A 20,085-nucleotide genomic window follows, 5' to 3' on the forward strand; every position below is an offset into this window, starting at 1 on the left:
ATTTTTTATTATTGTGTTGCATTAAATGCTTCATGATAGTGTACGTTTCCTTTAGGAATATTGCCTGAAAAACTTAAGGCTTGGAAATATTCACTTAGCACATCGGGCAAAATTAGCTCAGGATATGCTTTAAAACCAAATCTGCTGTAATAGTTGGGATCGCCCAGTAAAACACATCCTTCTGCGCCTAACTTTTTTAATTTATCTAGTGATTTATTCATCAGAAGCGAGCCAATACCAAGCCCCTGTTTATTTGGATGAACAGAAATAGGGCCTAAACCATACCAACCCATTTCCCCTGAACTCATTTGAACTGGAGAAATAGCAACATGCCCAATAACAGAACCATCTTCAATCGCGACTAGAGAGATGGTCAATTGTCCGTGGTTTCTTAAACTATTCACAATAAAATGTTCTGTATGACTGGTGTGCTCAGCATTTTCAAAAGCTGCTTTCGTTAGTTCTTCTATTGCTTCAACATCCTCATTTCGCTCATCACGAATCATAATATTCATTAAAATTCTTCCTTATTTATTGACCAATCATACGCTTTAATTTTTTAAATAAGTAAAACTGTAATTTAGATTTCTAAGATACTTTATTTGTTATTGGTTATAAAAAACAACTACTACTCATCAAAATCATACATAAAGTAAAATTTTATAAAAATTATTTTTAATATAATAATTTAAAATATTTTGAGGATTAAAAATTGAAAAAAATCATTAAAACTTTATTATTATCTACACTGATTTCAACTACATCCTTCACTGTTTTAGCTAAAAATATTGAGCAAAAAGTTAATTTTTTACAAGGTTCAACATATACCACATTAACTGGAAAATTTCAGGGCTATAATGATGTAAGGTACAGGGTTTATGCAAAGAATGAACAAATATTAAAATTCAATATTAATAGTCTTGGTAATTTAGCCTATGTTAATATTTTTGCCCCAGGTAAAAAGCCAGGTAAGGATAAGGCATTATTAATTGGTTCAACTGTGGGATCTAAAGGAGAACTTACTTTACCAGTCGATGGTGATTATATTGTTCAGATTTATCAAATGCGAAATAGTGCTCGTAAAAATAAAACTGTGAAATATAGTTTAGATATTGAAATATTAAATAAAGTAAAAAAATAATGGTTGCTAGAATTTACTAGCTCTCAAAAGAGAACTAGTAAATTTGAAAAAGATATCAATAAAGATTAATCGGCTAAAGAAAAAGACTCATGAATAGCACAACTTTCAACAAAAGTTTGATCATGTGAAATGAGCAATACAGCGCCTTCATAGCTTTGAATAGCGGTAGCTAATAGTTCTCTAGATTCAATATCTAAATGATTTTCTGGTTCATCTAATAACAAGAGTTCAGGGGTAGGATGTATTTGGCTAAGCGCTAATAAGGCTACTTTGAGTTTTTCACCACCACTGAGCTGAGATAAAAGTTGTGTACCTTTATCACCTCGAATTCGAAGTTGACCTAATAGATTTCGCCATTCTAGTTCTGAAAGCTCACTATTCATGTGGCTTAGATTTTCAATCACCGTCATTTCATCACATAGAAAGCTAAAGTTTTGGTCCAGATAAAAGCATTTTACAAATAGATGAATGCTGTCACATGGCTGTTTGTTTTGAGCATGAATTGCTTTAAGTAGTGTCGATTTACCAATACCATTTTGACCGGTTACGTGAATTTTTTCGGCTGCCTGTACCGCTAAATCTATGGGTTTTTGCGTTCCGTATTTCAGTTTAAGCTTTTTAATGCGAAGAATTTCTCCAGATTTCTTGTGAAAAGTAGGGAAGACAAACTGTTGTGGCTTGACGGTTTCAAGACGCATTTTTTTGTCTATTAAATCATTTTGACTGTTCGAAATTTGTCGTTGGTGCTGAGACTGTATGGCAGCAATACTTTGGCCTGCTTGTTCTTTCTTAAAATCGAGCAAAATTTTGGCTTGAGAATTTGATTCGCGTAATTTATTTCCAGCACGTTCACGTTTTTGAGCTTTCATTAATACTTCATGCTGCTTTTGCCTCATGTTTTTAACGTCGCGTTGGCCTTGCTGAACAGATTGCTCCAAAGCTGCAACATGAGTTTGATATTGGTCATAAAACTTTTCATAGTTTCCCGTTGTGTGATGTAAACCATGTTCATTCAAGTGATAAATATGATCTACTTCATTCAGTAAACTACGATCATGACTAATGATAAGAGCACCTGCTGGGTGTTTCCTCAAATGATCAATTAACCATTTTCTAGATTCCTGATCTAGATGATTACTAGGTTCATCAAGTAGCAAGTAATGATCTGATTTTAGAAATAAACAGCTTAATGCCAATTTAGTTTTTTGACCTTCGCTTAGGTTTTTCACTGGAAAGTCTAAATCTGTTGGTAAACCCGCAGATTCCAATAAATTATTCCATAAGGCAGGGAGGTCCCATTTACCTTCTAACAAATCATAATCATCAAAGTTGGCGACACCTTGTTCAACTCTTTTAAACGCGTGATAAACATCTAATATATCTAATGCTTCGGCAATGGTCTGGGCTGATAAACGATGCAACTGAGCTAAATATGCATGCTTTACATGCCAAGATATTTGCCCAGACGTCAAAATTGAATCTGATTTAAGCGTCTGATTTAACATTTGCATAAGCAAAGATTTACCTTGACCATTACGGCCAATTAAAGCAGATACTTGATGCGATTCAAGGCTAAAATTTAGTTGTTGAAACATGTCCTTAGATGGAAATTCTAAAGAGAGTTGTGATATTACACATGCCTGCTGAGTCATAAAAAAACCTCATAAATACAGGATGTACAAAATAGGAAAAGTAGTTTTAAGCAGAGACGTTAAATCACAAAAAAATAGTCTATTTTGCACATCAAAAAAAAGAAAAATTGATGAGAAAAAAGACTTACTTCATTGGCGTGACTCACGAAATTGGAAGAATAAGAAACTATTCTAGCTGGGTTTTTGATTAGTGTAAAATTTATGCAATCTATTTTATTAAAAAACCCAATCGTTGGATTGGGTTTTTTTGCATCTAAAAAGTTTATTCTTTTACAACCAATACCTGAATTTTGGTACTGTTTAAAACATCTTGAGCAAAACTACCCAGAATAAGTTTTTGGAAGCCTTTACGACCATGAGAGCCAATCACAATCAAATCAGAACCTAAGTCTTCTACAGCTTTCAAAATACCGTCTGAAGAGATTTCACCTTGGATGATTTGAGTTTCGGCATCAATACCTTCTTCAGCACATAAAGCTTTTACTTTAGCGAGTGTTTTTTCTGCATTTGCTCGTGCTTCAACAAAATAATCTTTTACAACAGGTGAGATGTAATAAAAATCTACACCGCTAAAAGGATCTACCGCAACTAAGCTAATCGCGGTCAATTTGCTCCCAAAAGCTTTTGCAATATGAGCTGCTTGTCTTGCTGCTGCTAACGAAATTTCCGAACCATCGACTGGTACAATAATATGTTGGTAATTCATAATGTTATTCCTCTTATTTACAGTTGTTATATGTATGAAGCATTTATTAATTAAAGATTAACATATTTCATTCACGGTAAACATCTATTCAGTCACAGGAAGGGAAAATTAAATAAATTTATTTTAAATCATTGGCTTGTGTTTATTTTTCTATTGGTTGAGATGGCGTTTAGGTGGTATTGCTAAATAATTGATAATATTTACATGAAAATTACAAAAAATTACTGTTCATATTTCTGTCATATAGAAAACGTATAACAAAATAATGAATTAAGGGGAGAGTGAGGAAGATGGCTGATTTAACAGCAAAGAAAGTTAATAAACTTATTGAAGAGTTCCGTCAAACAGGTAAAGAACCCGAAAAGTTAGTTATTGGCTATAAAACTTATGCCAGACTGATGACCGAAGATAAATTTGCAGAAAAAGTTGTCCCTTCACTTGAAGACTCAAAAGAACGCTTATATAAAAATCTAAAAATTAAGCTCGTCACTGAAAAACATTATTTTGAAATTAAATAAAAATTATGTGAACTACATCACTTGTTATTAAAGCAAAGTAACACTAAATATGTTTAATAACATGATTATTGTATGATGATACAAATTAATGGTGTAGCCAACATTTGAAAACAGCAATCGTTTATAAACTCGATAGAATAAATTGCTTTTATTTTAAGTAGTGGGATAAATTGAAATGCCGACATTCAGTGTAATTATATTTTATGTTTTAGCTATATTAGGCAGTGTAGCTATTGTTTATGGAGTAATCAGTTTAAGTGTTTTTTTGATTATTATTGGATTAGCTCTATTATTTGCAGCATTATTATTAAAGAAAGAGTTTAAATTAGATATTTTATTTTGGAAATAAATATAATATGAGTTTGTATTTTAATTTCCTGTAAAATTGTCCAATAGAACTGAAATGAAAAAATTCAGTTCTAAAAATATGAGTTTTTTTGATGAGTATTTATGCAATAACGTTTTTTTTGATCGGAATTATTACAATAAAATATAAAAGTAGAATATTTTAATTTTATTTAAGTATTTAAAAATAAAAAAGTTTCATTTAGGATTAAAGTAAAATTGTAAAAGCGTTTTTAGCTATTAAACAATAACAAAGCGAGGTGAGCATGACTTATAAGTATGAGTATGCAGGGTTCTGGTTAAGATTTGGTGCAATGATCATTGATACTCTTATTCTTTTTTTGGCTGTTATTCCTGCAGCATGGATTTTTTATCAAGGGGATTACGACTTAGTCTTTGCCACAGGTTTAAGTACTAAGCCACAAAATTATTGGTTCGATTTGATTGTGAACTATGCATTTCCTTTATTGTATTCGGTTTTATGTTGGCTGTATTTTGCAGGAACGCCGGGTAAACGATTGATGCGATTAAAAGTTTTAGATGAAAAAACAGGTAATAAGTTAACAGTCACGCAGAGTATCATTCGATATGTTGGCTATATTCCGTCAATTTTAGTATTTGGTATTGGTCTTTTTTGGGTCGCATTTGATGCTAAAAAACAAGGTTGGCATGACAAAATGGCAAAATCAGTGGTAGTAAGAGAGTTATAAAAATAAGATTGAAAAGCGTTCATAGCATTGAAAAAGGAGCTATGAACGTTTTTTTATTAACTTTTTTTGACCTTAAATTTAAGTACTAAAAACACAATAAGACCGACAATAAGTCCCCAAAAGGCTGAGCCAATACCAAAAAATTGAATGCCCGAAGCACTGCATAAGAAGGTAAATAATGCAGCTTCACGGTCTTCAACAGGGCCAAAGGCAAGCGCAATGTTATGGCTAATGGTACCAAGTAATGCGATGCCAGCTAAAGCTACAATAAAGATATGGGGAAAAGACATGAGCAAGCTTGTCAGTGTTGCTGCAAATAGTCCCATCAATGCATAGAAAAAACCAGAGCTTATGCCAGCAATATAGCGTTTACTTGGGTCAGGATGAACTTGATCGTCAAGGCATACAGCTGCACTAATCGCAGCAATATTAACGCTATAGCAACCAAAAGGTGCAAGCAAAACTTGGGTTAAACCTGTCCAGCCAATCAGTTGGTTAACATGTGGTTTGTAGCCATAACTTTTAATCATGGCAATGCCGGGTAAATATTGCGAAGCCATACTAATCACAAAAAGAGGTAAGGCTAAGCCCAAAAGAGCTGACCAGCTAAAGACAGGACTAATCCAAACAGGTTTAGCCAAAGACCAGTGCAGTGTAGGCATATGAAAGTCTAAAAACATAGGGCAGAGCACAACACCAGCAAGTGCTGTGAACACGATGCTATAACGCGGCCATAATCTTTTTGTAATGATATAAATGACGAGTAAAGATAAAACGAATACCCAATCATTTTGCAAACTTGCGAAAAGTGAAATACCAAATTTAAGTAAAACGCCTGCAAGCATGGCACTGGTCAAGCTTTGCGGAATATAGGAAAGCGCTTTTTGAAAAATTCCAGAAAAACCTAAAATCGCTGTCAGTACACCAACCACTAAAAAAGCACCAATTGCTTCATTTATGCTATATCCACCACCAGTTGCAATAATTAAAGCGAGACCAGCGGTTGACCATGCAGTTGCTACAGGGTATTTAAATTTCCACGAAAGAATAAGGCCTGATAAACCAAGACCCAAACCTAAAGCCCAAAACCATGAGGTGATTTGTTCAGGTGAAGCACCTAAAGCTTGGGCAGCCTGAATCACTAAAATAGCCGAAACACTAATACCAATAAGAAAGGTAATGAAACCCGCGAATACGGCTGGAATAGAAAAATCTTGAAGAATCTTTTGCATAGCTAAATGTTCTAAATCCCTGAAAAATTAATATGTTTCTGCCTTTGTTTTCAGCTCGCTAAATCTAACAATTTTTTTAAAGAAGGTGCTTTCTATTTTTAATATAAAATGGAAATAATATTTTTAAAATATTGAATAATGATATTATTCCTTCCATAAATAACACTAAATTTGGGATATCGTTTTATGGAAGAGCAAGCTGAAAATTTATCACCACTCGAATTGAAAATTATGCGTGCATTACAAGAAAATGGACGCTTAAGTAATGCCGAATTGGCTAAGCTCGTAGGCATAAGTACGTCATCTTGTTGGAATCATACTCAGCGTCTTTTTAAGATTGGGGCAATTTTAGATGTACGCGCTAGGATCAATCCAAGCATGGTGCAGCGTGATACGGTGGTACTCGTTGGTGTGGTTTTAGACCGCTCAACCCCAGACAGCTTTCAGGCATTTGAACAAGCATCAGGTGATTTGGAAAATGTTTTAGAGTGTTATCTGGTAGCGGGAGAAGTCGATTATTTTCTAAAAATTCGTGTTAAAGATTTAGCTGCGTTTAACCGATTCCATAGTGAAAAGATTATTGCCTTACCTGGAGTAAGACAAGTCAGAACATTTTTTGTGCTCAATGAAGTTAAAACAGATGGCATGCTGGCATTTTAACAGCTCATCATGTTTTAACTTTATAGTGCAAAAATGGATAGGTAAAGATGATTAGATTGTTGAGGTTGCTAGTTTTAGACCGAATCCGAAGAATAAAATTCCGACTAAAAAAATACTACTCGCTGCAATTTTATGGTTTTGTTTAAAAAATGCTGAAAGTTTAATTCCAGAGAAGATTAATGCAGTTAAATAGCTAAAACTAATCACCTGTAAAATAACCGCTAGAATTAAAAAGCTTAAAGCGGGGTAGGCGTAGTCAGGTTCAACAAATTGAACAAAGAAAGATAGGAAAAATAAAATCGCTTTAGGGTTGAGTAAACTAATACTGAGTGCTGTTTTATAAGGATGAACTTTATCTAAAGCGGGTAAATCAGCCATTTCTGGTTGTGGTTGATTACGTTGTTTCCAGCGTTGAATACTGCCTTGTAAGAGTTTAAAACCTAAATAAGATAGGTAAAGTGCACCTGTTAATTTAAGAATAACAAATACCCATGGAAATGCTTTAAGTAGAGACGCAGCCCCTAGTACGGTACACAGCATTAAAATGAGATCGCCAGTAAAAATACCTAATGCGCCCATATATCCAGTTTTAATGCCGTAACGTGAAGCAATTGACATCACATATAGAGAGTTGGGTCCTGGCAATAACACAATTAGGAATGTACCAATAATATATGTTGTTATATCTGTTATGCCGAACACGAGAAACCCAATAAAAAACCGATTTTTGCCATGATAACAAAAATCGGTGATTTTGTATGAAAAGTGCAGTTTTTTAAGGTTTAATTTCCGCATCAATTCCGAAAGATTGACGTAATAAAAAACTTAATTGGTCACGGGCTTTAATAAAGCCATCAACACCACCTTGTAAAAGTTGGAATGCCATTAAGTCATGATTAAGTTCATCTTTAAAACTTTGTTCATTTTGAGCTGGTCTAACAATAGCCTCTGCTTGCTTTGATTTAGTCGCATCAAGAGCCGCATCAACTGTACGCGTATCTTGCTCAAGCTGGGTAAGTAGACCAGGAGAGATCGTTAGCAAATCACATCCTGCAAGTCCAAGCACTTGATCAATGCTACGGAAGCTCGCACCCATCACTTGAGTTGGAATATTTTGCTGTTTGTAGTAAGTGTAGATTTTCTTAACTGAAACCACACCCGGGTCTTTTTCGATTGGGTAAGCATCTACGCCTTCAGCCTTTTTGTACCAGTCTAAAATACGGCCTACAAATGGTGAAATTAAAGTTATTTTAGCATCTGCACAAGCTTGAGCTTGATGCAAACCGAAAAGGAGAGTGAGGTTACAAGCGATCCCTTCAGCTTCAAGTACTTTAGCAGCTTGAATACCTTCCCAAGTTGACGCGATTTTAATCAGAATGCGTGACTGATCAATACCATAACCTTTGTAAAGTTCACATAATTCATGTGCTTTTTGAATGGTTGCTTCAGTGTCATATGAAAGGGCAGCATCAACTTCTGTAGAAACACGGCCTTCAATGAGTTTTAAAATTTCTACGCCAAATTTTACAGTCAAAATATCAATGGTTCTTTCGATTAACTCATCGTTGCTATAGCCTTCTTCTTTGGCTTGATAATAAGCATCTTCAATCAGCTCTTTACTTTCAGGTTGTTCTGCTGCTGCCGTAATTAATGAAGGGTTTGTCGTCGCGTCTAATGGACGAAATTTACGAATTGCATCAAGGTCACTACTATCGGCAACAACGGTCGTTAATGTTTTTAATTGGTCAAGTGCTGTATGAGTCATTGATATTCAACATCTTCAGTAATAAATCTTATGTTTTCTTTTATAGCACAAAGTCTATTCATGCTGTCGATATATCAATTGTTATATTTCAAAGAAAAACGTTTAGGTTCTGCATCTCAATTGAAATAATTTTAAGGTGTCTGTTGTATTCGTTGCTTACGGATATATTCAATTAGAAATCTGGCAGCCGCACCGAGTTCACTTTCACGGCTCCACACTAAGTCGACGTAATATTCAAATCTTGGGGTGAAATCTAATAAATCCAATACTTTAAGCTTATTTTTTAATTCAGGGTTTTCTTTAAACATTTCTTGAGGAAGAACACCCCAACCTAGATTGCGTAAAATCATTAAACAAGCAGAGTGGTGGTTGTCTGTACGCCAGTAATGTTTCGAAAATAGCAATTCAGGTTTTAAAGTTTCATCTCGGCTTGCAACTACAATTTGTCGTGTAGTAAGGATTTGTTCATAAGAAACCTGATTTTGACTTGCAAGGGGATGGCTATTTGAAATAACCGGAATTAGAGCCTCACGTTTAAGTTCTACAAATTGTTCTCTGTTATCTAGGTGTTCGCGTTCAAACATCAATGCAAGTTGGGCAGACCCATCTAATAACATTTGAAGTGCATCTTCTTGAGGGGCAGACACAATATTAATTTGTAAGTCTGGAAAACGACTTTCTAAAAGACAAATATAGTCGGTCCAATTGGTGTGTAAAAGTTCAGAGACAATCACAAGAGTTAAATTGGCTTCTAACCCTGTACTTAACGCGTGAGCATGCTGTTTCCATTGATTCATCTCAATTAAAAGCTGAGATGTCTTTTCGTATAACACCCGTGCTTCGTCAGTAGGGACGGGTTCACGGCCTTTACGGTCAAATAAAGTCAAGTTCAGATCAATTTCTAAGTTGGCAATAGACATGCTTACAGCCGAAGGAACTTTTCCAAGTTTACGTGCTGCTGCTGAAAAAGAGCCGGTTTCAATCACGGCCTGAAACATGAGTAGTTGTTCTTGATTAATATTCATCTGTCAAAAAAACTGAAAGAACCTGATTGGATTAATCAATATTATAAAAATAAAATGCACATTATCCAAGTTATTATTGAGTATTTAAAAATGTTGATTTCCAAGAGAAGACTCATTCATGCAATCAGTTATGAAGGAATTTTATTGGTCATCATTGCGATTGCATTAAGTTTTATTTTTGATATGCCGATGGACGTAACCGGAACACTCGGTGTGTTTATGGCAGTTGTTTCAGTTTTCTGGAATATGATTTTTAACCATTATTTCGAAAAAGTAGAGCATAAATATAATTGGGAAAGAACAATCCCTGTGCGGATTTTACATGCGATTGGCTTTGAAGGTGGCTTGTTAATTGCAACCGTACCGATGATTGCATATATGCTTCAGATGAGTGTGATTGATGCACTTATTTTAGATATTGGTTTAACCTTATGTATTTTGGTTTATACCTTTATTTTCCAGTGGTGTTATGACCATATCGAAGACAAATTTTTCCCTGATGCTAAAGCTGCATCACTTCATTAAAAATTAAGTTATTAAACTAAAAAAGCACCCATCAGGGTGCTTTTTTTTTAAAGGTGAATCGTAAAATTATTTCTCTACGATTGCTACAACGCCTTCACCACCTGCTGTACAGATCGAGATTAATGCACGGCCTGAACCTTTTTGATTAATCAATTTAGCAGCAGTTGCCAAGATACGACCACCAGTTGCAGCAAATGGATGGCCTGCACCTAGAGATGAACCATTTACGTTCAGTTTAGAACGATCAATTGAACCTAAAGGTGCATCTAAACCAAGACGTTCTTTACAGAATTTTTCATCTTCCCAAGCTTTCAACGTAGACAACACTTGAGATGCAAATGCTTCATGGATTTCGTAGAAATCGAAATCTTGAAGTTTAAGGTTTGCACGCTTAAGCATACGAGGTACTGCATAAGCAGGAGCCATTAATAAGCCTTCTTTAGGGCCGTTTTTACCAATGAAGTCCACAGCTGCTGTTTCAGAGAAAGAAAGATAAGCTAAAACTTCATGACCGTTTTCTTTTGCCCATTCTTCAGATGCAAGCAATACAACAGAAGCACCGTCAGTTAACGGAGTTGAGTTACCTGCTGTCATTGTTGCAGTTTCGCCTTTACCGAAAACTGGCTTCAATTTAGCAAGTTTTTCAACTGTGCTGTCTGCACGTAAGTTGTTGTCACGGTTAAGACCTAAGAATGGAGTGATTAAGTCGTCAAAGAAACCACGTTCATAAGCAGCAGCAAGCTTTTGATGGCTGCTTGCAGCTAACTCGTCTTGCGCTTCGCGAGTGATACCCCATTCTAAAGCAGTAATTGCTTGGTGCTCACCCATTGAAAGGCCAGTACGTGGTTCACCGTTGCTTGGTGCATCAAGAAGCTTTTTAAAATCAATTTTTGTTAATGCTTTGAGACGGTCTTTACCAGTCTTAGCAACATTGAGCTCAAGTAAAACTTTACGTAAACCATCACCTACAGCAATCGGTGCGTCAGAAGTTGTGTCTACACCACCTGCAATACCTACATCGATTTGACCAAGTGCAATTTTGTTTGCAACAACAAAAGCTGCTTGTAAACCTGTACCACAAGCAATTTGAATGTCATAAGCAGGAGTTTCAGGAGCAAGATCTGTGCTCAATACAACTTCACGAGTCATGTTGAAGTCACGGCTATGTTTTAAAACAGCACCCGCAACGACTTCACCAATACGCTTACCTTGTAAGTTAAAGCGCTCAACCAAACCATTCAATGCTGCTGTCAGCATGTCAGAATTAGACGCTTTAAAATAAGCAGTATTTGAACGTGCAAATGGAATACGGTTGCCACCAATAATTGCAACGCGGCGAACAGTGTTTTGGCTCATGGTTTTATCCTGTTGAACAGAAGTTTTGGTTTTTGTTGCTTTTGGTGCTGCAGCTACATTTGAAGATGTAGATGGGGTTGCTGTAGCAGCGCTCTTATTACGAGGGCTACGTGCAGGTGCAGTCGTTGAACGAGTACGTGTCGTTTTTGGAGTATTAGTTGCTGCTTTAGGAGTTGTGCTGTTACGCTTAGCCGTGTTAGAAGCCGGCTTTGATGTATTTGACACTTTTTCCTCAGCAGAATTCTCGACTGCTGGATTTTCTTGAGTTGTCTTGCTCATAAGGCTTTTCCAAGCATATTAACGATATTCTTATAAGCTACATTAACACAATTCAAATAGACCTGTATTGACTAGAATGACATTGTAGATAGCATTCAGGTCAAGACATCCAAAGATGAACTCAAGTATGATTTGGAGTAACTCTAATGAACGACTGATTTCATATTGTTGCTATTCATCTCATAACATAATGAAGCCTGTCGTAGAAAATTCATTTCTTTGAGAGATAATAATCATGACTGATCAATACCAAGCATTTACACAATCTCCTATTGGTAAATTCGTTGTTAAAAATCTGGGTTTACCATCACCAGTTGCATTAGAGCGTTTTGAAAGTGCTCAGCCAGTAGTGAATGGTGCAGTATTGGTTGGCGCAGCGCCGTCAAGTGTATTGTCTGGTGCGATTGCACAAGTACTTAGCAATATTCATGCTGACAGCTATGTAGGCAATAATGTTGCATTACAACAAGAAGCTGCAAAAGTTGGTTTAAATTTACGCCCATTCAATGCAGGCGACAAAGAATCAAAATTCAAAGCAGTTGTATTTGATGCTTCTGGTATTCAAAACTCAGAACAGTTAAACGAACTTTATAAATTCTTTAACCCGATTGCACGTCAAGTTGCGACTTCTGGTCGAGTGATTGTGATTGGTACAACTCCTGAAACTGCAAAAACTGTAAAACAAGCGATTGCTCAGCGTGCACTTGAAGGCTTTATCAAATCTGTAGGTAAAGAATTTAAAAAGGGTATTACTGCGCAAGTGGTCTATGTTGATGAAGGTGCTGCTGCAAACCTTGAATCAACTTTACGTTTCTTGCTTTCTCCACGTTCAGCTTATGTGTCTGGTCAAGTTGTTCGTATTTCTAAAGCAGATGTAGTTGATGTTGACTGGGCGAAACCGCTTGCTGGTAAAACTGCATTAGTAACTGGTGCGAGCCGTGGTATTGGTGAGGCAATTGCACATGTGCTTGCACGTGATGGCGCTCATGTTATTTGTTTAGACGTACCACAACAACAAGCTGACCTTGACCGTGTAGCTGCTGACATTGGTGGTTCTACATTGGCAATTGACATTACTGCTGCTGATGCGGGCGAAAAAATTAAAACTGCTGCGGCAAAACAAGGCGGTTTAGATATTATCGTTCATAACGCAGGTATTACTCGTGACAAAACTTTGGCAAACATGAAGCCAGAGCTTTGGGACTTAGTAATTAACATTAACTTGTCTGCTGCTGAACGTGTAAATGACTACTTGTTAGAAAACGATGGTCTAAATGCAAACGGCCGCATTGTTTGTGTATCATCAATTAGTGGTATTGCTGGTAATCTTGGTCAAACAAACTATGCTGCGTCAAAAGCTGGTGTGATTGGTCTAGTGAAATTTACTGCGCCTATCTTAAAAAATGGTATTACCATTAACGCAGTAGCACCTGGCTTTATCGAGACTCAAATGACTGCGGCAATTCCATTTGCAATTCGTGAAGCTGGTCGCCGTATGAACTCAATGCAACAAGGTGGTTTACCTGTTGATGTAGCAGAAACGATTGCATGGTTTGCATCAACTGCATCTACTGGTGTAAACGGCAACGTTGTACGTGTATGTGGTCAAAGCTTGTTGGGCGCTTAAGCACTTTTAGCTAAAAAGGGGTGCTTGTGCATCCCTTTTTTATTCAAGAATCTATAAATTATAAAAGGTTAGGTATGAATACTCGTCATTTTAGCCAGCTACCAAAAGCGGCATTAGCTTACCCAAAAGTGGTACAAGGTTTAATTTTTAAAAAGCCGAAAGGTCCAAAAATCTTACCGCAAGTTGAATATGTAGTAGATACTCTAGAAATTGATCAGAGTCATCTTAAAGCTTATAACGAAGTATGTGGCTTTCAAAATAATGGCTTTGTACCGGCAATTTATTTGGCTGTTCTTTCTCAAAGTTTGCAAATGCACATGATGACGGCAGAAGCATTTCCATTTCCAATTTTAGGTTTGGTTCATATTCGTAATCAGATTAAACAAACCAGACCAATTGGGGTAACTGAAAAACTAACCTTGTCATGCAAATTTGGGGAACTAAAACCGCATGATAAAGGTGTTCAGTTTGACTTTATTACCACGGCAAAAGTTGGCAATGAAGTGGTGATGGAAGGCTTAACGACTTATTTATCTCGTCAAAAAGTCGAGAAAAGAGTGGGTGAGAAAGCCAAAGAAGAACAAGCTCCAGCTTATGTTCCAAAAGCAGAGTGGGATATTTTAGAAAACACAGGCCGCCGTTATGCGAAAGTGTCTGGTGATTTTAACTTAATTCATATTCATGCTATTACAGCAAAAGCATTTGGCTTTAAACAGGCCATTGCGCATGGTATGTGGAGCAAAGCTAAAGCACTAGCAAACCTCGAATTACCAAATGCTTATGAAGCAGATGTGTGGTTTAAGCTGCCAATGTTCTTGCCATCAAAAGTTGAGTTTTTAACGGCCAATGCAGATAAAAAAACTGATTTCTTGATTCGTAATGCGAAATCGCAAAAACCGCATGTTGCAGGAACTGTAAAAGCATTATAAAAATATCAGCAGCCTGAACAGATGTTTGGGCTGCTTTTGAGCAAAATAACAAAAAATGCAAGGAACTTCATGTGATTAAAGAAATTTTACTGGCCGATACCCATAACTATCACGGTATTTTAGATGAACGTTTTATTGATTTAGCTCACCAATTTAGCCGTCTTCAAGATGCTAGAACAGGACAAGGTGGAGCTGCATTAGCAGTTTATTTTAGAGGCCAGAAAGTTGTAGATATCTACACCGGTCTTAAATCACAAAATGAAGCTTGGCAACCTGAAACTTTGGCAGTTTGCTACTCTACAGGTAAAGGCGTACTCGCAACTTTAGCGCATATTTTAGTAAGTGAAGGTTTTTTAGAATACAACAAACCGATTGCGACTTATTGGCCTGAGTTTGCTCAAAATGGTAAAGAGCAAATGACTTTACGTCATGTGCTAAGTCATCAAAGCGGTATGTTTGATATTCGGAATATCATCGAAAGTGCGAGGGAAATGCTCGACTGGTCTCATATGTTAAATGTAATTGCAGCGACTAAGCCTAGATTCCTTGCCGGAGAAGGCAATGCGTATCAAGCTTTAACATTTGGCTGGCTTGTCGGTGGAGTACTTGAAAAAGCAACTGGTCAATCTTTAGATCAGCTCATGCAAAAATATCTCGTTGAGCCTTTGCAGTTAGACGGCGCTTATTTTGGTACGCCTGCAAGTGAGCTAGACCGTGTAGCACGTTTAATTATTCAACCCAAACCTGAAAAACCAGCGGCTCCCCAAGTTGCAAAACCTAAAAAGCCTCAAGCACGCAAGAGTTCACTCTCTGAAAAAATGATTACATGGACTGGACAAGACCCACAAGATTTTCAGGATGCCATGATTCCAAAAGGAATGAAGCATTTTAGTTTCTTTAGTGATGAGGGATTGCAAGCAGTCATTCCGGCGGCGAACGGTACGTTTACTGCAAATAGTCTTGCTAAAATTTATGCCATGCTGGCAAATCACGGTGAGTGGGATGGACAGCAACTTATTCGCCCAGAAGTATTTAAAGAACTCAGAGCCATTCAAAGTTATGCACGTGATCGTGTCATGCCAATTCCGATGAATTGGCGTTTAGGATATCACCGCATTATTACCATGGGTAAACGCGCTAAAAATGGCTTTGGGCATATTGGTTACAATGGTTCAGGGGCGTGGTGCGACCCTGAGCGCGACCTGAGTTTTGCCTATACTCATAACTTTCAAATTGGTTCAATCACGGGTGATTACCGTTTGTGGGGGCTTACTCAAGAAGCCTTACGTTGCACTGACCAAATTTTAAAAGGCCGTAAAGGTTGGTTCTAATTTTAGTGTTGTAAGGCTGGTATTCTAATGAATGCCAGCTTCTATATTTATAATAATTCTAGGCGAATAATTGCTTCGGTATGACGCTTGAAGTCTTCTTCAGCTAAACCTTGTAAACCAAGTTGATAAATACCTTCTAATCCGCATACAAAGGCAATGAGTCGCCAAGCTATGTCTGTTGAATTAGATATATTTTTAAATTCACCTTCTTTTTTACCAGATTCAATGGCCTGCACAATTGTTTGATGCCAATTCTGCATGGCAAGGTTATAAGCCTTTCGTATTTCAACATCTTGTTCAATCAAGAGTTCAGCTTCATTCCATAAGCGTAAGTAGGGCTGAAGTCTATCAATATTTTCTGCGCCTAATAAGATGAATAGCCTTTGAAATTGGCTAGTCGTTTTTAGGGTTTGTTCAATTTCGTCAAGCTGTTCCATGAGCTTTAAAAAAGCTTCAGCTTTTAAATGAGAGGCCGAAGAAAAGTGGTGGTGAACTTGTCCGGTTGATGTTTGTGCTTCTGTTGCGATTCGGCGTACCGTCATGGCTGTAAAACCTTCAGCCAAAGCAACTTGCATGGCTGCTTGCAGAATCATTTCTCTGCGTTGATCGCGATTAAGATAGGCCATGTTTCTTTCACCTGACTGAATTCGACACAAATTACATTAAAACTAAAAGTTGGACAAGTGTCCAATTGTGTATATAATAACCATGATTTGAACACATGTCCAAGTTTTGGATATTGAAGAGCGTTATGCAAAAAAAATGGTTAATCCTGACAATTATCGTCCTTATATATTTACCAGTTACTATTGATGCAACGGTGATGCATGTTGCAACACCATCTTTAAGTGCAGCATTGAATTTAACTGCCAATCAGCTTTTATGGGTCATTGATATTTATTCACTGATTATGGCGGGTTTGATTTTGCCGATGGGTGCACTTGGTGATCGTATTGGCTTTAAAAAATTATTATTTATTGGAACTGCAATTTTTGGAGTCAGTTCCTTAGCTGCGGCTTTTTCTCCAACAGCTTACGCGCTAATTGCTTCCCGTGCTGTTTTAGGTCTAGGGGCAGCGATGCTTATTCCTGCCACTTTATCAGGCATTCGTAATGCTTTTACCGAAGAGAAGCAGAGAAATTTTGCACTTGGTCTTTGGTCTACAGTGGGTGGTGGTGGAGCAGCTTTTGGTCCATTGGTTGGTGGTTTTGTACTAGAACACTTCCATTGGGGAGCAGTATTCCTTATCAATATCCCGATTATTTTAGTCGTTCTGGTCATGATCGCGATGATCATTCCAAAACAACAAGAGAAAACTGATCAGCCAATTAACTTAGGGCAAGCTTTAATTTTGGTTGTAGCCATTTTAAGCCTGATCTATTCAATCAAATCGGCGATGTACAACTTCTCAGTACTCACAGTCGTGATGTTTGTAGTGGGTATAAGTACTTTAATTCACTTCATTCGAAGCCAAAAAAGAACGACCACGCCAATGATTGATCTGGAGTTATTTAAACATCCAGTGATTTCTACCAGCATTGTCATGGCTGTGGTTTCCATGATTGCTTTGGTTGGGTTTGAATTACTCTTGTCTCAAGAGTTGCAGTTTGTACATGGGTTTTCACCATTACAGGCAGCCATGTTTATTATTCCATTCATGATCGCGATTAGTTTAGGTGGTCCATTAGCTGGTATTTGCTTGAATAAGTGGGGACTTAGACTTGTTTCTACTGTTGGTATTTTAATAAGTGGATTTAGTCTATGGGGGCTTGCCCAGCTTAACTTTTCGACCGATCACTTTTTAGCGTGGACGTGTATGGTCTTTTTAGGCTTTAGCATTGAGATTGCCTTACTGGCTTCAACTGCCGCCATTATGTCATCCGTTCCACCTCAAAAGGCAAGTGCAGCAGGTGCGATTGAAGGTATGGCCTATGAGCTTGGAGCTGGTTTAGGCGTCGCTATTTTCGGGTTAATGTTATCTTGGTTTTATAGCCGCTCAATTATTTTACCAGCAGAGCTTCCGTCGAACTTAATTGAAAAAGCGAGTATCTCGATTGGTGAAACCATGCAATTAGCTTCTAACCTTGAAAGCCCTTTGGGAGGGCAATTGATTGCAGTTGCTCAGCAAGCTTTTAGCTATGCGCATAGTTGGGTGCTTACAATCTCCGCCATTTGTTTCTTCCTTTTAACTGTATTTGTCTGGTTTAGCTTTCCAAAGAAAGTAAATTAAGAAACTCAAAATAGAGGATAAAAAGAGAGATGATCTTTCTTTTTATCCTTAAATATCTTTTTTAATATTTTCTTTATAATAAATTTAGTTATTTAATTCTCATAAACAAACTATTCTTTAATAGGTTTCATGTTTTTATTTCAAAATGATTCAATATTCATGTAATTGAAATTTAATGAAAAATGCATTGATCGAAAATTGACTGTAAAAAAATGGTTTGTTAACCTGCTATTCGAAAATCTAAAAACAAATAAAAGAGGCTGCTGTGAATTTTAAATTAAAAACATCACTCATTATTGGAGCAATTGTTGCGTCTTCACTTGTATATGCCGCAACTGTACTTTCACCAAATCAGAATAATAATAGTGGATCAATTCCATCTGGTTATTCAGATTTAGAATTTTCTTTAGCAAATGGGAATTGGGTCAAGAATCTCTCTTTACCGGCAAGCGCTAATAATTCGGACAAGATTACAGTTCGTTCTAGTGCCGCCTATAGTAGTTATTTAGATACTTCTAATACCAATATTCCGTTAGAGGTTTTAAAAATAAATAGTGGAGATGTTTATCAATTTATCTTTAATAGCAGTCAAAATAAATGGATCGCTCAGTTAGCAACAGTGAGTCCTACCAATGGTGCGACTTATGAAGTCGTTCCATTAACAACTGCATCAATGCAAAAAGTACTTATTCAAAATGACAAATGGGCACAAACCATTGCATTACCGAGTGATGTACGTGACGGAACAACCGTACAAGTTGTTTCTACAGCAAGTGTAAGCTCAGAGATTGATAAAACAAATTTACTATTTCCAAGCAGTTTTACATTAAAAAATGGATCTGAATATTGGTTTAAATATTATTCTGCTTTAGGAAAATGGGTTCCAGAATATATAAAACCTCAGAAGCTAAATGTTCAGCAAATCGGAACATCTTTAGCCGCGGTAAGTAGCCCGCTAACGGAAGTTTCATTTGGAGATGGAAATTGGGTTTCCAATTTCACTTTGCCTACCACTGCAAGTGATCGGGATAGAATTATTATCAAGTCTACAGCGACTTGGTCTGCAAAAATTAATAATACCAATATTAATAGCCAAGCGACCTTAACACTTAAAACAGGCGATCAATATGAGTTTATGTATGTAAGCGACAAAGGATATTGGCAGCTGATCTCTTCACCAACAAAGGTAATTGATTCAACGGCAACAATCCCTGCAACTTTACCGAATATGACTCAGCCCACTTTAAAGGTAAAACTTTCTACATCAAATTGGCAGCCGACTTTGCAGCTACCAGCTCAAGCTCAAGTCGGGGATAAGGTGGTTATTGTGTCGAATGCATCGGCAGACACCTATATTAATGCTGCTAATGGTTTGTCGACTGCAATTAAAAATGGTGAAAATCGCCGTTTTATTTACACCGCTCAAGGCTGGACAGTAGACAGTTATACAATTGATATGTTGTTAGTTTCTAGTCCAGAAGTAAACTCAATTTTAGGTGAGAGCGCTGCAAAACTTAGAATGATTGAAGGTGTAAATCTAACAAATTTAACCGCTGAAAATTCGAATGCACGTTTTTACTTAAGAGATGTGGGTTATATAACTTATAAAATCCCTGCTACCACTTTAAAAGAAGCAATCTCGACTGGACGAGATGACACGACGGTACAAAATGAGCGTAAACGTGTATTGGCAGACGGTGTTTATTATCAAGGTAATGAACCTGGTGACGGTGGCTGTGGTTGGGCTTGGATCAATGCTTCTGCATATAACATGATTGGCGCAAATGATATTGCAGGTTGTTCTTTCGCGGCCATGCGCCATGAAGTCGGGCATAATCTTGGCCTGTACCATAATGGTTCAACCAATATTGGTTCAGGCTTTGCTCATCCTTTGGGGAGTACAGCAATGGGCGGTAATAATATTAATTTTTACTCTAGCCCGTACCTATACAACCCTAAATATGGTGTACGTTTAGGTGAAGAAGGAAAAATTGATGCTGTCAGTGTCATTAACTTGAACGCACAGAAAATTTCTCTATATAACTAATCTCTAT

At 37.0% G+C, this 20,085-nt stretch carries 20 protein-coding genes and 1 pseudogene; 12 read left to right on the forward strand and 9 right to left on the reverse strand.

Annotated features, from left to right (window positions below):
- Window positions 1–8 precede the first annotated feature (8 nt).
- Entirely contained in the window at window positions 9–515 is a 507-nt protein-coding gene (locus I7H67_RS09870; protein WP_198307734.1) for a GNAT family N-acetyltransferase, read from the reverse strand.
- 77 nt (window positions 516–592) lie between these two features.
- Between I7H67_RS09870 and I7H67_RS19680 the strand changes: the two are divergent.
- A pseudogene (locus tag I7H67_RS19680) lies at window positions 593–679 on the forward strand (hypothetical protein); the annotation flags it as partial.
- Between the two features lie 33 nt (window positions 680–712).
- Window positions 713–1,141 (forward strand): DNA breaking-rejoining protein, encoded by a 429-nt coding sequence (locus tag I7H67_RS09875; protein WP_198307735.1) that lies wholly within the window; start codon window positions 713–715, stop codon window positions 1,139–1,141.
- A 65-nt stretch (window positions 1,142–1,206) separates the two neighbouring features.
- On the opposite strand, the gene I7H67_RS09880 is transcribed toward I7H67_RS09875, so the two are convergent.
- Together I7H67_RS09880 and I7H67_RS09885 are read right to left on the reverse strand one after the other, a co-directional pair.
- The gene (locus tag I7H67_RS09880; RefSeq protein WP_198307736.1) at window positions 1,207–2,793 is read right to left on the reverse strand and encodes an ATP-binding cassette domain-containing protein; all 1,587 of its coding nucleotides are present in this window, start codon (window positions 2,791–2,793) and stop codon (window positions 1,207–1,209) included.
- A gap of 262 nt (window positions 2,794–3,055) precedes the next feature.
- Window positions 3,056–3,499: a universal stress protein gene (locus I7H67_RS09885; protein WP_002115225.1), complete on the reverse strand. Its 444-nt coding sequence runs from the start codon at window positions 3,497–3,499 to the stop codon at window positions 3,056–3,058.
- A 290-nt stretch (window positions 3,500–3,789) separates the two neighbouring features.
- Here I7H67_RS09885 and I7H67_RS09890 point away from each other — a divergent pair, with 290 nt between their 5' ends.
- From I7H67_RS09890 to I7H67_RS09900, 3 genes are all read left to right on the forward strand, one after another.
- Entirely contained in the window at window positions 3,790–4,017 is a 228-nt protein-coding gene (locus tag I7H67_RS09890; protein WP_004791683.1) for a hypothetical protein, read from the forward strand.
- Between the two features lie 175 nt (window positions 4,018–4,192).
- Complete coding sequence (locus I7H67_RS09895; protein ID WP_151828452.1) at window positions 4,193–4,366, forward strand: hypothetical protein; 174 nt, start codon at window positions 4,193–4,195, stop codon at window positions 4,364–4,366.
- Window positions 4,367–4,628: 262 nt separating this feature from the next.
- Complete coding sequence (locus I7H67_RS09900; protein ID WP_005306468.1) at window positions 4,629–5,072, forward strand: RDD family protein; 444 nt, start codon at window positions 4,629–4,631, stop codon at window positions 5,070–5,072.
- A 56-nt stretch (window positions 5,073–5,128) separates the two neighbouring features.
- Here the strand turns inward: I7H67_RS09900 and I7H67_RS09905 are convergent, their stop codons facing one another.
- The gene (locus I7H67_RS09905; RefSeq protein ID WP_198307737.1) at window positions 5,129–6,304 is read right to left on the reverse strand and encodes a benzoate/H(+) symporter BenE family transporter; all 1,176 of its coding nucleotides are present in this window, start codon (window positions 6,302–6,304) and stop codon (window positions 5,129–5,131) included.
- 186 nt (window positions 6,305–6,490) lie between these two features.
- On the opposite strand from I7H67_RS09905, the gene I7H67_RS09910 reads away from it, so the two are divergent.
- Window positions 6,491–6,964: an Lrp/AsnC family transcriptional regulator gene (locus tag I7H67_RS09910; protein ID WP_004791690.1), complete on the forward strand. Its 474-nt coding sequence runs from the start codon at window positions 6,491–6,493 to the stop codon at window positions 6,962–6,964.
- Between the two features lie 51 nt (window positions 6,965–7,015).
- On the opposite strand, the gene leuE is transcribed toward I7H67_RS09910, so the two are convergent.
- The 3 genes from leuE to I7H67_RS09925 form a co-directional block, all read right to left on the reverse strand.
- Window positions 7,016–7,666 (reverse strand): leucine efflux protein LeuE, encoded by a 651-nt coding sequence (gene leuE, locus I7H67_RS09915; RefSeq protein WP_151768352.1) that lies wholly within the window; start codon window positions 7,664–7,666, stop codon window positions 7,016–7,018.
- Window positions 7,667–7,739: 73 nt separating this feature from the next.
- Complete coding sequence (gene tal, locus I7H67_RS09920) at window positions 7,740–8,729, reverse strand: transaldolase (RefSeq protein WP_192836945.1); 990 nt, start codon at window positions 8,727–8,729, stop codon at window positions 7,740–7,742.
- Window positions 8,730–8,860: 131 nt separating this feature from the next.
- Window positions 8,861–9,754, reverse strand: coding sequence for a LysR family transcriptional regulator (locus I7H67_RS09925; RefSeq protein ID WP_192836944.1), 894 nt, complete (start codon window positions 9,752–9,754; stop codon window positions 8,861–8,863).
- Between the two features lie 90 nt (window positions 9,755–9,844).
- On the opposite strand from I7H67_RS09925, the gene aceI reads away from it, so the two are divergent.
- On the forward strand, window positions 9,845–10,279 hold the full coding sequence (aceI, locus tag I7H67_RS09930; RefSeq protein WP_005073799.1) for a chlorhexidine efflux PACE transporter AceI: 435 nt from the start codon (window positions 9,845–9,847) through the stop codon (window positions 10,277–10,279).
- 66 nt (window positions 10,280–10,345) lie between these two features.
- On the opposite strand, the gene I7H67_RS09935 is transcribed toward aceI, so the two are convergent.
- The gene (locus I7H67_RS09935; protein ID WP_198307738.1) at window positions 10,346–11,914 is read right to left on the reverse strand and encodes an acetyl-CoA C-acetyltransferase; all 1,569 of its coding nucleotides are present in this window, start codon (window positions 11,912–11,914) and stop codon (window positions 10,346–10,348) included.
- A 235-nt stretch (window positions 11,915–12,149) separates the two neighbouring features.
- Here I7H67_RS09935 and I7H67_RS09940 point away from each other — a divergent pair, with 235 nt between their 5' ends.
- The 3 genes from I7H67_RS09940 (at window position 12,150) to I7H67_RS09950 (ending at window position 15,801) form a co-directional block, all read left to right on the forward strand.
- Window positions 12,150–13,541: a 3-oxoacyl-ACP reductase gene (locus tag I7H67_RS09940; RefSeq protein WP_013197428.1), complete on the forward strand. Its 1,392-nt coding sequence runs from the start codon at window positions 12,150–12,152 to the stop codon at window positions 13,539–13,541.
- Between the two features lie 74 nt (window positions 13,542–13,615).
- Entirely contained in the window at window positions 13,616–14,470 is an 855-nt protein-coding gene (locus I7H67_RS09945; RefSeq protein ID WP_005306450.1) for a MaoC family dehydratase, read from the forward strand.
- Between the two features lie 71 nt (window positions 14,471–14,541).
- A complete protein-coding gene (locus tag I7H67_RS09950) occupies window positions 14,542–15,801 on the forward strand; it encodes a serine hydrolase domain-containing protein (RefSeq protein WP_198307739.1) in 1,260 nt (419 codons plus the stop codon).
- 47 nt (window positions 15,802–15,848) lie between these two features.
- Here the strand turns inward: I7H67_RS09950 and I7H67_RS09955 are convergent, their stop codons facing one another.
- Complete coding sequence (locus I7H67_RS09955) at window positions 15,849–16,427, reverse strand: TetR family transcriptional regulator (protein ID WP_005306446.1); 579 nt, start codon at window positions 16,425–16,427, stop codon at window positions 15,849–15,851.
- A 125-nt stretch (window positions 16,428–16,552) separates the two neighbouring features.
- Here I7H67_RS09955 and amvA point away from each other — a divergent pair, with 125 nt between their 5' ends.
- Together amvA and cpaA are read left to right on the forward strand one after the other, a co-directional pair.
- Window positions 16,553–18,031: a multidrug efflux MFS transporter AmvA gene (gene amvA, locus I7H67_RS09960; RefSeq protein WP_198307740.1), complete on the forward strand. Its 1,479-nt coding sequence runs from the start codon at window positions 16,553–16,555 to the stop codon at window positions 18,029–18,031.
- Between the two features lie 265 nt (window positions 18,032–18,296).
- Entirely contained in the window at window positions 18,297–20,078 is a 1,782-nt protein-coding gene (gene cpaA / locus I7H67_RS09965; RefSeq protein ID WP_198307741.1) for a metalloendopeptidase CpaA, read from the forward strand.
- Window positions 20,079–20,085: the final 7 nt, after the last annotated feature.

The sequence above is a fragment of the Acinetobacter sp. ACIN00229 genome (assembly GCF_016106645.1).
In the GTDB taxonomy this organism is placed as follows: Bacteria; Pseudomonadota; Gammaproteobacteria; order Pseudomonadales; family Moraxellaceae; genus Acinetobacter; species Acinetobacter oleivorans.